General features: G+C 61.5%; 12 protein-coding genes and 2 pseudogenes. 5 read left to right on the plus strand and 9 right to left on the minus strand.

Annotation, left to right across the window (positions count from 1 at the left end; genetic code table 11):
* Positions 1 to 12: 12 nt before the first annotated feature.
* From EWF95_RS01640 to trpC, 4 genes are read right to left on the minus strand one after another with little or no spacing between them, the layout of a single operon-like run.
* On the minus strand, positions 13 to 807 hold the full coding sequence (locus tag EWF95_RS01640) for a 2-amino-3,7-dideoxy-D-threo-hept-6-ulosonate synthase (protein ID WP_142442249.1): 795 nt from the start codon (positions 805 to 807) through the stop codon (positions 13 to 15).
* 54 nt (positions 808 to 861) lie between these two features.
* Positions 862 to 1,800 (minus strand): tryptophan synthase subunit alpha, encoded by a 939-nt coding sequence (trpA, locus tag EWF95_RS01645; protein ID WP_142442251.1) that lies wholly within the window; start codon positions 1,798 to 1,800, stop codon positions 862 to 864.
* Positions 1,801 to 3,078, minus strand: a complete 1,278-nt coding sequence (gene trpB / locus EWF95_RS01650; RefSeq protein ID WP_142442253.1) for a tryptophan synthase subunit beta — start codon at positions 3,076 to 3,078, stop codon at positions 1,801 to 1,803. It lies immediately after the preceding gene.
* A 52-nt stretch (positions 3,079 to 3,130) separates the two neighbouring features.
* A complete protein-coding gene (gene trpC, locus EWF95_RS01655; RefSeq protein ID WP_142442255.1) occupies positions 3,131 to 3,892 on the minus strand; it encodes an indole-3-glycerol phosphate synthase in 762 nt (253 codons plus the stop codon).
* Positions 3,893 to 3,978: 86 nt separating this feature from the next.
* Between trpC and EWF95_RS01660 the strand changes: the two genes are divergently transcribed.
* A complete protein-coding gene (locus EWF95_RS01660) occupies positions 3,979 to 4,428 on the plus strand; it encodes an MGMT family protein (protein ID WP_142442256.1) in 450 nt (149 codons plus the stop codon).
* A 95-nt stretch (positions 4,429 to 4,523) separates the two neighbouring features.
* Here the strand turns inward: EWF95_RS01660 and EWF95_RS01665 are convergent.
* Positions 4,524 to 4,760 (minus strand): annotated as a pseudogene (locus tag EWF95_RS01665) (IS5/IS1182 family transposase); the annotation flags it as partial.
* A gap of 128 nt (positions 4,761 to 4,888) precedes the next feature.
* Here EWF95_RS01665 and EWF95_RS13755 point away from each other — a divergent pair.
* Together EWF95_RS13755 and EWF95_RS01675 are read left to right on the plus strand one after the other, a co-directional pair.
* Positions 4,889 to 5,953: an HNH endonuclease gene (locus EWF95_RS13755; RefSeq protein ID WP_142442257.1), complete on the plus strand. Its 1,065-nt coding sequence runs from the start codon at positions 4,889 to 4,891 to the stop codon at positions 5,951 to 5,953.
* Entirely contained in the window at positions 5,950 to 6,582 is a 633-nt protein-coding gene (locus tag EWF95_RS01675) for a J domain-containing protein (protein WP_142442259.1), read from the plus strand. Before EWF95_RS13755 ends, EWF95_RS01675 begins: the two co-directional genes overlap by 4 nt.
* A 366-nt stretch (positions 6,583 to 6,948) precedes the next feature.
* On the opposite strand, the pseudogene EWF95_RS01680 reads toward EWF95_RS01675, so the two are convergent.
* From EWF95_RS01680 to lonB, 3 genes and pseudogenes are all read right to left on the minus strand, one after another.
* A pseudogene (locus EWF95_RS01680) lies at positions 6,949 to 7,179 on the minus strand (IS6 family transposase); the annotation flags it as partial.
* Between the two features lie 82 nt (positions 7,180 to 7,261).
* Positions 7,262 to 7,597, minus strand: a complete 336-nt coding sequence (locus EWF95_RS01685) for a hypothetical protein (RefSeq protein WP_142442261.1) — start codon at positions 7,595 to 7,597, stop codon at positions 7,262 to 7,264.
* A 51-nt stretch (positions 7,598 to 7,648) separates the two neighbouring features.
* Positions 7,649 to 9,952 carry an ATP-dependent protease LonB gene (gene lonB / locus EWF95_RS01690; protein ID WP_142442262.1) on the minus strand — a complete coding sequence of 768 codons (2,304 nt, stop codon included), beginning with the start codon at positions 9,950 to 9,952 and terminating at the stop codon, positions 7,649 to 7,651.
* A gap of 167 nt (positions 9,953 to 10,119) precedes the next feature.
* On the opposite strand from lonB, the gene EWF95_RS01695 reads away from it, so the two are divergent.
* Both EWF95_RS01695 and EWF95_RS01700 read left to right on the plus strand, forming a co-directional pair.
* Positions 10,120 to 10,644 carry a nicotinamide-nucleotide adenylyltransferase gene (locus EWF95_RS01695; RefSeq protein ID WP_142442264.1) on the plus strand — a complete coding sequence of 175 codons (525 nt, stop codon included), beginning with the start codon at positions 10,120 to 10,122 and terminating at the stop codon, positions 10,642 to 10,644.
* A 5-nt stretch (positions 10,645 to 10,649) separates the two neighbouring features.
* Positions 10,650 to 11,444 (plus strand): SAM hydrolase/SAM-dependent halogenase family protein, encoded by a 795-nt coding sequence (locus EWF95_RS01700; protein WP_142442266.1) that lies wholly within the window; start codon positions 10,650 to 10,652, stop codon positions 11,442 to 11,444.
* Here the strand turns inward: EWF95_RS01700 and EWF95_RS01705 are convergent.
* Complete coding sequence (locus tag EWF95_RS01705; RefSeq protein ID WP_142442268.1) at positions 11,441 to 13,621, minus strand: PAS domain S-box protein; 2,181 nt, start codon at positions 13,619 to 13,621, stop codon at positions 11,441 to 11,443. The genes EWF95_RS01700 and EWF95_RS01705 overlap by 4 nt on opposite strands.
* Positions 13,622 to 13,624: the final 3 nt, after the last annotated feature.

The raw sequence follows: 13,624 nt of genomic DNA on the forward strand, positions 1-13,624 counted from the left end.
CCAATCAGGCGGTTATGCTTCGACCGTGAGTCCGGCCGCGCTCAGCGCGTCCTCGGCGTCATGGTCGTCGTGGACGACCGCCGACACGGCCCGGGTGATCGCCTCGGGGCTGTCGTGTTGAAAGATCGACCGGCCCATCGAGACGCCCGCCGCGCCGGCATCCATCGCGCCGCGTACCATCTCGACGGTTTCGGCGTCGGTTCCCTTCGAGCCGCCGGCGATGACGATCGGCAGGCTCGTCGACTCACAAACGTGTTCGAAGCTGTCTGCATCGCCGCTGTAGCCGGTTTTGACGACATCCGCGCCGAGTTCCTCGGCGAGGCGGACGGCGTGGCCGAGGGCCTCGGGTTCGTCGCCCTGGATGCCGGGGCCGCGGGCGTAGGCCATCGCCAACACCGGGATCCCGAACCGCTGGGCCTCGCCGGTCAGTTGGGCGAGGTCTTCGATCTGTTCGGGCTCGTAGTTCGAGCCGACATTGATATGGAAGGAGACGGCGTCAGCACCGGCGCGGATCGCCTCCTCGACGGTGCAGGTGAGGCGTTTGTCGTTTTCGTCCGGGCCGATCGTCGTCGAGCCGTTGACATGGACGATGTAACCACTGCCGTTGGTGTTGCCGTGGACGCGGTCGGCGACGCCCTTCTGGGTGAGGACGGCGTCGGCACCGCCGCTGGTGACGCCATCGACGGTCGACTCCAGATCCTTGAGACCGGTGACCGCGCCCATTGTGATCCCGTGATCCATCGGGACGATCAGATACCGGCCCCCGGTGGAGATACGATCGAGCCGCGCGCTGATTCCTGCGGACATAGCTGTTGTGTGAACCTCTGTCAGTAGGAGGGTATGTAGCTTGCGACTCCGCGGCTACCCGTCGTCGGTCGTCGGTTCGGTTCGCCCGCGGCTCGCACCATCGGCCAACTCCCGAGCTTTCGCTTCGAGCTTGTCGGCCGTTGCCGCGGTCGACCACTCGTTGTCGACGCCGTCGGCGACGATATCGACGAGGGCGGAGCCGACAATGATCCCATCGGCCCCGCTGGCGACGATGCGTTCAGCTTGCTCGCCGCTGGAGATGCCGAAGCCGACGGCTTTCGGCACGTCCCACTCGCTGAGTCGCTGGAGGCTGCGGTCGGTCTGATCCGACACGTCGCTTTTCGCGCCGGTCGTCCCGAGGCGGGCCTGAACGTAGACGTACCCTGAGACGCGTTCCATCATCGACTCCAAGCGGTCGCCCTCGGTCGTTGGCGCGACGATGAAGACCAGATCGAGGCCATACTCATCGCAGGCTGCCCGCAACGGGTCGGCCTCCTCGGCTGGGAGGTCGGGAACGACGAGGCCCGCAATGCCGGCCGCAGCCGCGCGGGCGACGAACTGTTCAGGGCCGCTGCTCGCGGCCGCGCCGCTCGCTTCCGAGGCGCGTCGCGTCTCGCCGTCGCTATCTGGGGGACTGTACTGGTAGATGAGATTGTAGTAGGTCATACAGACCAGCGGTACGTCGACCGCGAGATCCTCGACAAACTCGAAGAACAGTTCGGGCGTCATGCCACCTTCCAGCGCGCGAACGATCGCGCCCTGGATCGTCGGCCCCTCGGCGATCGGCTCGGAGAACGGCAGGCCGAGTTCGATCACGTCCGCGCCGCCGCGGGCGAGGGCTTCGACGTACTCCTTCGAGGCCTCGTAGCTCGGATCGCCGACCGCGAGATACGGGATGAACGCGGGGCCGTCGTCGAAGGCTGCGGCGATTGCGCTGTTTGCGGCCGCGCCGTCGCTGCGGCGGGTCTCGGCTGCCTGCCCACTGTCGGCCATTCAGATCCCCTCCGAGAACATCGACATATCCGGGGCGTTTGGGATATCGCGGGCCTCGGTCTCCTCGATAGCCGCCTGGAGATCCTTGTCGCCGCGGCCGGAGACGTTGACGACGACGGTGCCGGAGAGTTCGTCGGCGTAATCTTCGAGATAGCCGAAGGCATGCGCCGTTTCGAGGGCTGGAATAATCCCCTCGGTGTTCGACAGCCGGTGGAAGCCTTCGAGGGCTGCATCGTCGTCGACGGCGACCGGTGTGACGCGATCCTCGTCGACGAGGTGGGCGAGTTCGGGGCCAACACCCGCATAATCGAGCCCCGAGGAGATGGAGTGTGATTCCATGATCTGGCCGAAGCTATCCTGCAAAAGCTTCGTGCGCGCGCCGTGGAGAACGCCCTCGTCGCCGGTCGACAGCGACGCGGAATTAGGTGCGACACCTGCTTCCTCGTCGACAGCCAGCGATGAGCCGCCGGCCTCGACAGCGACGAGATCCACGTCCTCGTCGTCGACGAAGTGGGCGAACGCCCCCATCGTGTTCGAGCCGCCGCCCGCGCAGGCGACAACGGAATCCGGGAGGCCGCCGGTCTGCTCGCGGGTCTGTGCTCGCATCTCCTCGGAGATCACCGCATGGAAATCACGCACCATCACCGGGAACGGGTGGGGGCCGACGACGCTGCCGATGACGTAGTGGGTCGTCTCGACGCTGGCGGCCCAATCGCGCATCGTCTCCGAGATGGCTTCCTTCAGCGTGCCGCGGCCCGCAGTGACCGGCTTCACGTCCGAGCCGTTGAGCTTCATCCGGAAGACGTTGGGTCGCTGGCGGTTGATGTCGCGTTCACCCATGTAGATCGTACAGGGCATATCGAGATGCGCGGCCGCCATCGCCGTCGCCGTCCCGTGTTGGCCCGCGCCGGTTTCGGCGATGATCCGGTCTTTGCCCATGTACTTGGCGAGGAGCACTTGGCCAAGCGCGTTGTTCAGCTTATGCGCGCCGCCGTGGAGCAGATCCTCGCGTTTGAGATAGACCTCGCAGTCGTATCGCTCCGAGAGCCGATCGGCGCGCTGCAGCGGCGTCGGTCGGCCGCCGAAATCCGCCAGCCGCTGGCGGAACTCGTCCATGAAGCCATCCTCGTTGTTGACGACGTATCGCTCGTAGGCGTCGGTCAGCTCCTGGATCGCCGGCATCAGTGCCTCAGGAACGTACTGGCCGCCGTAGTCGCCGAACTTCCCGTTGTTCGTTGTGGTGCTCGTCTCGTCGTCTGTCGCGTGCTCCGTGCTCATTGTGTGTTCCTCTCGTGTGGCATGGTCATGTAACCCTCGTTTGTCAGCTCCATTATTCGGCCCCGGTCAGCCGCTCGGTGTTTGTCTGTGGGTCGCCGTCCATGATCGCCGAGCCGATCAGCAGGCCGTCCGCACCGGCCTCCCGCATCCGGCGCACGTCATCGACCGTCGCAACGCCGCTTTCGGCGATCAACGTCACGTCGTCGGGGGCGTCCGGAGCCAGTTGTTCAAACGTCGCCAGATCGACGTCCAGCTTGGCGAGATCGCGGTTGTTGACGCCGATCACCTCGGCACCGGCGTCGATCGCAGCGTCGAGTTCATCTTTCGTGTGTACCTCGACGAGCACCTGAAAGCCGCGGTCGCGGGCGGCCGCAAGCATCGGTTCGAGGTCGTCGCCGAGGAATCGGGCGATCAGCAAGATCACGTCGCTGTCGGCGGTGTCGAGTTGGGCCTCACGCAGAATGAAATCTTTGCGCAACACCGGCACGTCGACCGCCTCGCGGACGCGCCGAAGATTCTCGATCGAGCCGCCGAAATGTTCCGGTTCGGTCAGTACCGACAGCGCGGCCGCGCCGCCGTCAACCATCGCTTTCGCCGCGGCAACCGGGTCGGCGTCGTGTTCGCCGTCGGTCGTCGGACTCGTCGGTTTTACCTCCGCGATCACCGGGACGCGCCCGTCGCGTTCGGCCGCGGTAAACGCCGCCGACAACGACCGCGGCGTCACCGACAGCCGCTCGTCGCCGCCCGGGCGGTCGGCCGCCGCATCGAGGATCGACTGCACTTCCGGGGCCACCTCCCTTGTTGGTTCGTTCATCTATGTACATCGATGTACGTATCTGTACATAAGGCTTGCGTCGTGAGCCGGAACTGTTGAGAGGCGGCAGCGACTGACTCCGGGTAATGACGCCCGGAATCTACGCCCGCCGGTTCGACGAGCTCGGTACCGTCATCCAGCTTGGGATCGCCAGCGGCCAGGTGATCGATGTCTCGTTCCCTGATGCGGTTCCTGCCGACGCCGCAACCGAGCATGAGGTGTTCACGCTGATCGACGACTACCTCGACGGCGATCGCCTCGCGCTCACCGAGGTGGAGATCGCACTCACCGTGCCGACCGACCACCGCCAGGTACTGTCGGCCCTGCAAAACGTCTCGGCCGGCAACACGGTGACCATCTCGCGGCTGGCCCGCCTGGCCGGGATGGACGAGGACAGCGAGGAGGATCAGGCGACTGTTCGGGACGCACTGCGAGCAAATCCGATGCCACTGTTGATCCCGGATCACCGCGTTCGTGACGCACAGGGAGCGACACCGCCCGATGTTGCTGCGACGCTCCGAGATCTTGAGGAATAATGACACCTAGGCCAGCGACACGGGGACAATTCGACGATGGCCCTCACCAGCTATGGTGAATCGCCAGACGTAGCTTGATTTCACGGGTTCAGTGACTACTTGATATTGTGAACGACACACATCAGGACGAGTTCACGGAATTCACTGTACAAAGTTCGCGAACGCACGGTATCGCCGAGCGTGCGCCTGATCGTCGAAAAACCGGTTTTACACATCGCTCGTTGATGGTATCGGGGCACATCGATCCGCGCCTTATGAGCGTAGTCGATAGGCCGAAACTCACGATATTTGATCAGCGGTCTCACGTCCTCTTCGCGGAGTTTGTTGGGTAAGTGCACATAGCCGTAATCTTATTACTAGAGATCATATGCCTACCCAAAATTTTTTATTAAAATGTGCTATTAGCTGATTTATTAGCAAATCAGAAAACCTTCGAACGAAAGTCGAGGATGTACAGAGAATGGTCGAAGAAGACTCATCTGTAGGGTTGCAATATCTGGATGAATTGGATTCATGGATTCTTGACGAGGATGATCATGTGAGATACACCGCCTTAGATATCTGTATCAAACTATCTGGAGACCACCCACTTCAGATACAAAATCTGCTTTCTGTCATTATTTCACGATTAGATGACGTCGATTTGCGTGTCCGTGGAGCAGCCCTGACAGCGACGTACAACCTGGCTGTATGGTATCCACACCAGCTGGGGAGTACAACAGAGTTGCTCTATAAAATCAGCACTGATGGTGAAGTTGAAAAAGAGCAAGCAGTGGCGGTAGGTATCATCTCACGGATCGCTCTCTTACGTCCTGATTTAGTTACACCCAGAGTGAAGATCCAACAATGTCTTGATCAGTTCACCAGCAGGGATAATGCGGAAAGTCTGTTGGATGATTGTGCGATTGATATTGAAACTGTAGAAGCGGCGATCAAAGTATTAGATGGTGGAGATATGGCAAGCAGACCACTTGAGTCGGATTTAGCGCCCACCCCGCGCAAAACGGGATTAAGCAAACCTGCGATGGTTGGATTTACGTGGTTTTGGCGAGTGATCCTGTTTCTTTCCATTGGAATCATATTTTGGGTGAATCTCTTCCGTTGGGCCTGGAAATATGACCATCTGACCCCGGAAGGCAGGATCGCGGTGATGATGGAGGAAATATCGAAAGTAAAGTTTTTCAAAAATACGAAGCAGCGAACACTCTACCTTCGATCATCGATGTGGCCTACAGCTGTTCAGGTGCTCCGATTCCTTCCCGGTCGAACACCCACATCAGAGAGTTTCTCACAGGAAACACGGCCCTTACCCGACGATTGGGGACGAAGAGCCAGTATAGTGCGCGAGCGGGATGGCTACCGGTGCCGCAACTGTGGAGTTGGGGGTGGACCAAACGGGGATGCCGAACTCCACGTCGATCATGCAAAGCCACGCAGTGTTGGTGGGCATGATCAGGGCCTGAACCTGCGCACACTGTGCCGTAGCTGCCATGAGGCCAGACATGCACGGGTGTTCGCACAATGAGTACGTACTATGATATTTTGGAAGTATCTGAGGATGCTTCTCAAAAAGAAATAAAAAAAGCATACCGTGAAAAAGTAAAAGAGACACACCCAGATCAGTCCGATCATCCCAATGCGGCGCAGTTGTTCATGCAGGTACAGGAAGCAAACGACATTCTCAGTGATCCCCAGAAACGGGAAAAATATGATAATGGCACCTTAGGTGGGAGATCCCACGATACTGGAACACAGCACACCCAGAGTACTCAGACACGTCAAACTCAGTCTACTGCTGAGGCTGACCGTGATGATGTTGGGTGGCGTAGTTTTACCCGAGGATCTGACCCAGCGGAACAGATCTGGGATCAAGAGGTAAATACCGGTGAGAAACCCCCTACTCCAGATTCTATATCACAGTCATGGCTGAAATCAAAAGCAGCCCACATTGGGATGGCGACCACCGGTGGGGCTATCGGATACTTGTTTGCGGATAACTTCATCAGTGCAGTGTTCTCGATAACAACTGACCCCTGGGGAACAATGAATATGGGGTGGGTCGGATTTGTCGTATTGATTCTAGCGTTGGTAATTTCCATTGGAATCTTCGAGGTTATCGTAGGCACTCACCGTCGTATCTACAAACTCAGTTGATTACCGGACGGATCTTCGGGAACCTTCGTGATGGAAGTTTCAAGACTAAAATCTGCCTTTCAGGGAGGAGAGAACGTCAATAAAATCAAACGTTTGATTCTCTCATGTTACCTGTGTGGTTCGATACGGTTGGTACTAGGACTATAACAAAGAGCCGTTCCGGTGGAACTTGTATTCTGGTTGATTAGTGTGATTTCAATGTGTGTCGTCGCTTGGCTTTGAAACTCGGTATCTCATCGTAAATACGATATCGACTGTACGGCACTATCTAGTTGAGTACCTCCTCAGCAGGTGTTTGTCCATCGAGGGCTTGATTGGGTCGCTGTCGATTGTAATGGTATTTGAACCGGTTCAGCCAGCGGCCACCGTCGGCGGGTCTGATTGTGTTTCGGCGAGATCATGCGTCCAGTTCCACACAGCTCCACGGGAGCGATCGATCCTGAGTACATCCAAGACAGCGACGATCTCCCGAAGAGACAATCCCATCGAGTGAAATCGCACCCCGAACACCCGCACGGGTGTCGGGGTACGCTCATTCTCCCAAACCTCTTGCTCTGCTAAGTCTATCGTCTCCCTGAGCAGGTCTGCGAGTATCATGATCGCCAGCCACTGTGGACTGCTCGTTGCTCAGATTCACTGAACTAGACAGTGCCCCAGATTAGGAAACACCTTCCACAATCTACTCGTCAACGTAGCTCAGCAGCCGGATCGCGCCGAACACGAAGAGGGCTGCCCCCAGCGGCCCATCAAACTCGAAAAGGTTCGGCACGTCGAAGCCGACGAGAACACTGCCCAGCACCATCGCCGAGACCGGGATCGCCGTCCGGGGTTCGACCGGCTCGATCCGTTGGAGCGCGAACCACACGAAGGCGACGGTTCCGCCGACCAACGAGAGGATCGACAGGAGGTGGCCCTCGGCGTCGCCGACGATGACAAACAGACTCCCAAAGGCGATGGCGACGGTCGCAGCCACCAACGGAAGATCATCGGGCTCAATGTCGATCTCGACGTCCATACACGAGCCTCGAAAAACAGCGTCTTGAAACCCCCGTTCCCGGCAGTTCTCTTACTGTGGGCTGGGGCTGGATGGGCCGGCGACGCTGCCGTCCTGCAGCGCGGAGCCGGTGATGTTTTTCAGCCGGGCGACAAGCGAGTCGGTCTCGGCTTCGCCTTCCAGGGCGACATCGAGCACTTCGCTGATGTGGCTGACAGGAATGATCTCGACCATATCCTTGTACTCGTCTTCGATCATCACATCCTGTTCGTTGGCCTTCGGGATGATGACGCGCTTGCAGCCGGCCTTGGCGGCGGCCTCGATCTTGTGGGTCACCCCACCGACCGGGAGCACGTCGCCGCGAACCGACAGCGAGCCGGTCATCGCCAGATCCTGGCTGACGCCGACGCCTTCGAGCGCGGAGATGACCGCGGTGGCAACCGTGATCGACGCGCTGTCGCCGTCGACACCCTGCTGGCCGGTCTGGACAAACTGGATGTGGATATCCTTCTCGGCGATGTTCTCGTCGGAGAACTTTTTGATAATTGCCGAGACATTTTGCACCGACTCCTCAGCCATCTCCTGAAGCTGGCCGGTGGCGATCACCTGACCGCCGCTTTGGGTTGGCGTAATCTCAGCCATCACAGGCAGCATGATCCCGGAGTCCTCACCCATCACCGCAAGGCCGTTGACGCGGCCGACCTCGTAGCCATCGGAGACCTGCAGCTCGTAGTCCTTCCGTTTCTCGATGAACTCATCGGCGAGCTGCTGTTCGATCGACCGGGAGCGTTCCTTGGCTTGCAGGACGTGATCGCGGGTCGTGTACTCGGCGTCCTCGGCGCGGGCGATATCGCCGGCGACGCGGACAAGCCCGCCGAGATCCCGGAAGTGCAGCGTAAGCTGGCCCTTCCGGCCGGCGCGTCGTCGTGCCTCAAGGACGACCTCCTCGATCGCCTCGGCGTCAAACGGCGGCAACCGACCGTCGTTGGCGACCTCCTGAGCCACGAATCGAACGTACTTCTGGCGCATCTCCAGGGTGTCGTCGATGGTGTCGTCCATGTAAACCTCGTAGCCGTATCCCTTGATCCGGGAACGGAGCGCGGGGTGCATGTTCTCCATGGCGTCGAGGTTGCCGGCGGCGATCATGATGAAGTCCGTCGGCACCGGCTCGGTTTGCACCATCGCCCCCGAGGAGCGTTCGCTCTGGCCGGTGATCGAGAACTCACCCTCCTGGATCGCGGTCATCAGCTTCTGCTGGGAGCGAACGTCGAGGGTGTTGATCTCGTCGACGAACAGCACGCCCTTGTTGGCTTTGTGGATCGCCCCGGCCTCAACGCGGTCGTGGCTGGGCGTCTCCATCCCACCGGACTGGAAGGGGTCGTGGCGCACGTCACCGAGCAACGCGCCGGCGTGGGCACCGGTGGCGTCCTTGAACGGCGCGCTCGTGGTGTCGGCGTTGTTGACCAGCAGGTTCGGGATCATCGCATCGCCGCCACGCGACGCGTAGCGGAAGGCGAGATAGACGATCCCAGCCGCCAAGATCCCAAGCAGGATCTGGCCGGCGATGATGAGGGCGTACCCCAACACGACGGCGATGATGATCCACATCAGGAAGGTGCGCATCTGATCGCGCTTGCGGGCCTCCTCCTTGTGGGCGTCGACGATCTGTTCACCCTTGCCGGCCGGCACCGTCCGCACCTTCGGCTTGTTGCCGTCGTCGGGGTTGTGGTAGATCAGCACATCTTGGAGCTCCTCTTTGGGGAGGAGCTCGGTCATCGCCTTCGCCAGCATCGATTTGCCAGTCCCTGGCGAGCCGATCATCATAACGTGTCGCCGCTGGCGGGCGGCCTTGATGATCACATCGCGGGCGTGTTCCTGGCCGATGACCTGATCGACGAGCCGGTCGGGGATCTCCACGTCCTCGGTGCTGTCGATCAACAACCCACCAAGCAGGTCGTCCTCGTCGGGGTCGTCAGCGACGGGCGCGCTGACCTCCACCTCGCTGCCGAGCTCCTCGATCGTCCCGGCTGTCCCCTCGGTGTCGCTCGGCTCGTTGCCACGGGTGCGATCGTGGTCGGGGTTTGAATCGAAGGCGTCCTCGTCGGCGATCGTCGACTCGTCGTGGCTCGGCCCCGTTGGCGGCCACATCTCGTCGTCCGGCTCGTCGCCGGCAGCCGGCTGATCGCCGTGCTCGTCGTGTGGTTGGTCGCCGGCCACATCCTCCGGCTCGCCGGCCGTCTCGTCGCTGTGAGACGCCTCCTCGTCGGCGTCCGGCTGGCCGTTTTCGGCGACCTCCTCGGAGTGCCCGGGCTCCGAGGCCGTCTCCTCGGCCTCCGTATCGGGAGGCCCGTCGTCTGTGTCCGTGTGGTTGCTCATAGAACGGGTTCGCTACGAAGAGGAACGGCGCGCCGACTGATATACTTTCTCCCCTTGTGAAAAGTCGCCAATATCGCTAATTTCGGCGGTAGCGGTGCTGTATCGATTATCCTCGGTCGCGCCGTTGACTCGCCGTACTTATAAAGGGCGATCCGGTAACGTTCGGTATGCGGGGATTCTATATCGGCCGGTTCCAGCCCTACCACGAGGGCCACCACCACATGGTCGAGGAGATCGCCGAACAGGTCGACGAACTGGTGTTGGGCATCGGCTCGGCCGGCGACTCCCACACCCCACGCAACCCGTTTACCGCCGGCGAGCGCGTGATGATGGTCACCAAATCCGTCGCCGAGTTTGATCTGCCGACCTACGTCGTCCCCATCGAGGATCTCGACCGCAACTCGGTGTGGGTCAGCCACGTCCAGAGCATGTCGCCGGCCTTCGATGTCGCCTTCTCGAACAACCCGCTGGTGATCCGGCTCTTCGAGGAAGCCGGCGTCGAGGTGCGACAGTCACCGATGTTCCGCCGAGAGATCCTAGAGGGGTCGGAGCTCCGAGAGCGCATGGCCGACGGCGAGGAGTGGGGGTCGTTGGTGCCCGATCCGGCGGCAGCCGTCATCGAGGAGTGCAACGGCGTCGACCGCATCCAACAGGTCAGCGACAGCGACGGCGCGGACACCGCCAACAGCTGACGACCATGCTCACGCTTGCCTCTGATTTTGGCAGCCCCTACCCGGCGGCGATGAAAGGCGTCATTCTGTCTCGCACGGATGCCCAACTGATCGATATCGCTCACGACCTGCCGCGCCAGGATCCCCGCGCGGCGGCCTTCTGGCTCCGGGAGACGATCCCGTGGTTTCCGCCGGCCGTCCATCTCGCGGTTGTCGACCCCGGCGTCGGCACCGATCGCCGGGCGATCGCCGTCCGCGTCGGCGACCACGCGATCGTCGCCCCCGACAACGGGCTGGCGCGGCCGGTCGTGCGACGACTCTGTGCAGAACACACCGACGCGCCGATAGTTGCTGCCTTCGAGATCACCATCGACGACCCGGCGTCGACGACATTCCACGGACGGGATGTCTTCGCGCCCGCGGCCGCCGAGATTCATGCCGCCGGCGTCAACGACATGGCCGAGATCGATCTCCTCAGCCGGATCGATCTCGGTTCCTGTGTCGACATCGCGTTTCCAACCCCGGCTGTCGACGACGGAGTGATCCACGGCGAGGTGCTCGTCGTCGACGACTTCGGCAACGTTATCACGAACATCCCGGGCGAGGAACTCGACGGCGTCGAAACCGCAATCGTCAACGACGCAAGCGTGCCGGTCGTCGAGACGTTCGCCGGCGTCGATCGCGGTGAGCGGCTGCTCACCGTCGGGAGTCACGGCTACGTCGAATGCGACGTAAATCAGGGGCGCGGCGACGAGGCGTTTGGGCTCGCTGTCGGTGATTCTGTTCGGCTCTCGCTGTCGTCGACTCCTGAGAGCTTCTAAGCGTCCATCGGCACCCGCGGCAGCGTCAACACCATCCGGGTTCCAGTCTCGGATCCGTCGATCCGTACCTCACCGCCGAGCAGCGAGACCGTCCAGTGGACGAGCCACAGCCCAAGGCCGCTGCCGTGTTGGAGCTTGGTTTCCTCGCCGTGTTCGATCGCCTCCCACTCGTGTTCCGGGATCCCGAGGCCGTTGTCGGTGACGGTGATCTCGACCCACTCCTCGCTGTGGCCGTTGCCGGCCGGCGCGGCCGTGATCGTAAACGTCGGTTCAGCGGTGTCGTTGTAGCCGAGCGTCGTCGTCAACAGCTCTTTGAGCGCGATCCGGAGGCGACTGTCGGCCCGCACCGCCAGCGGCTGGTCGAGCGTCGTTGTGATTGTCGCCTCGGGATGGGCTTCCTCGAACTCCGCGGTCACCGCCGCAAGGAGATCAGCAACCGGATACCGGGCGTCGGCCGGCGGCTCCTGTTCGAACAGCGAGCGCACCGTTGCGGCCTTCTCGCTCAGCGCGGCCAGCTCCGTCGCCCGCTGTTCGATCGCCTCAACGAACCACAACACCTCCTCGTCGTCGAGCTGCTCGCCCAGCAGCGTCGCGTTCCCCTCGATGACATTGATCCCGTTGCGGAGGTTGTGCCGGAGGATGCGGTTGAGCACCGACAGCTGTTCTTCCCGGAGTTGGCGCTCGGTTACATCGGCCTCGATAGCGACAAAGTGGGTGATATCGCCGACGCTGTTTTCGATCGGTGAGATCTCCTGTTCGACGTGGTAGAGCTCACCGGATTTGCGTTGGTTGACCAGCTCCGCTTCCCACGTTTCGCCGGCAAGGATCGTCTCCCAGAGCTCCTCGTAGAACGCCTCCGGCTGTCGCCCGGAGGCCAGGATATTGGGGTTTTCTTCGAGAACCGCCTCGCGGCTGTAGCCCGTCTGTCGTTCGAAGGCGGGGTTAACGTATTTGATCTCGCCCGCCCGGTCGGTGATCACGACCGCGTTGCCGACGTTTTCGACAGCGCGACGGAACAGCTGGAGATCCTGTTCGCGCTCCTTGCGCTCGGTCACATCCTCCTGGAAGCCGATGAAGTTGACAACCGCGCCGTCGTCGTCGCGGACGGGCGCGATCGTCACCCGGTTCCAAAACGCCGTTCCGTCCTTCCGGTAGTTCCGCAGCTCGACGCTGACGGGCTCCTCGTTGTCGATCGCTTCCCGCATCGCAGCGACCGGCTCCTCACGGGTGCCCGGGCCTTGGAGATACCGACAGTTCCGACCGGTGGCCTCGGATTTGGGGTAGCCGGTGAGTTCCGTATAGCCGTCGTTGACATACACCATCGGGTTGTCCGGCTGGCTCGGATCGCTGATCGTAATGCCGATCGGCGCGCCATCGATCGCCTGTGTTTTGAGCTCTAGCTCCTCCCGGTAGGCTTTCCGCTCGGTGATATCCCGGATCGACAGCAGGATCGATGTGTCGGTGCTCGTCTCGAAGGTCGTCGCCGAGATCTCGATCGCCCGCTGCTCGCCGGCTTTCGTTTCGCAGGTGAGCTCGTCCGTCCAGGCGTTGCCAGCCGCGATGAGATCCTCGAAAAACGCCGCAAGCTCGTCGGGCTGGTCGGGCGCAAACAGTTCGGCTGGCTCCGTTTCGAGGATCGTCGCCCGTGAGTAGCCAAGCAGGTCGCTGGCGGCGGGGTTGCAGGCGGTGATGAGCAGCGACTCCGCATCAAGAACGAAGGTCGCGTCGTTGGTCGCCTCAAAGAGCCGCTCGAACCGGGTCTGGATGTCGGCGTACCGCTGGGCGAGCTCGGCGGACTGCCGCCGCCGAACCAGCAGATTCTCCAGCCGCCGGTATAGCGTCGCCCGATCGATCGGGGCGGTGACAACCTCATCGATCAGCGAGAGGTCGTCATCGGTGTCGACACCCAACTGTGGGGGTGTCTCAGCGGGCCGGTCGCGCCGAAGCAACAACACCGGCTGAAACGTTGGATCGAGTTCGGCCTTCCGTCGTTCGATCGCCTCGCGGTAGGCCGGAAAGCTGCGGTCATCGATGAGATAGCAGTCGACGGCCTGCAGTTCGTCGGCGACGATGACCTCGTACCGGTCGCTGAGCATCGCCCGGATCGCCTCGCGGTCGGCCTCGTTGGTGACGATGAGTTGGAGCCGATCGACCGTGTCGGAGGGACTGTCGACCATCGC

The organism is Halonotius roseus, from assembly GCF_006861655.1.
In the GTDB taxonomy this organism is placed as follows: Archaea; Halobacteriota; Halobacteria; order Halobacteriales; family Haloferacaceae; genus Halonotius; species Halonotius roseus.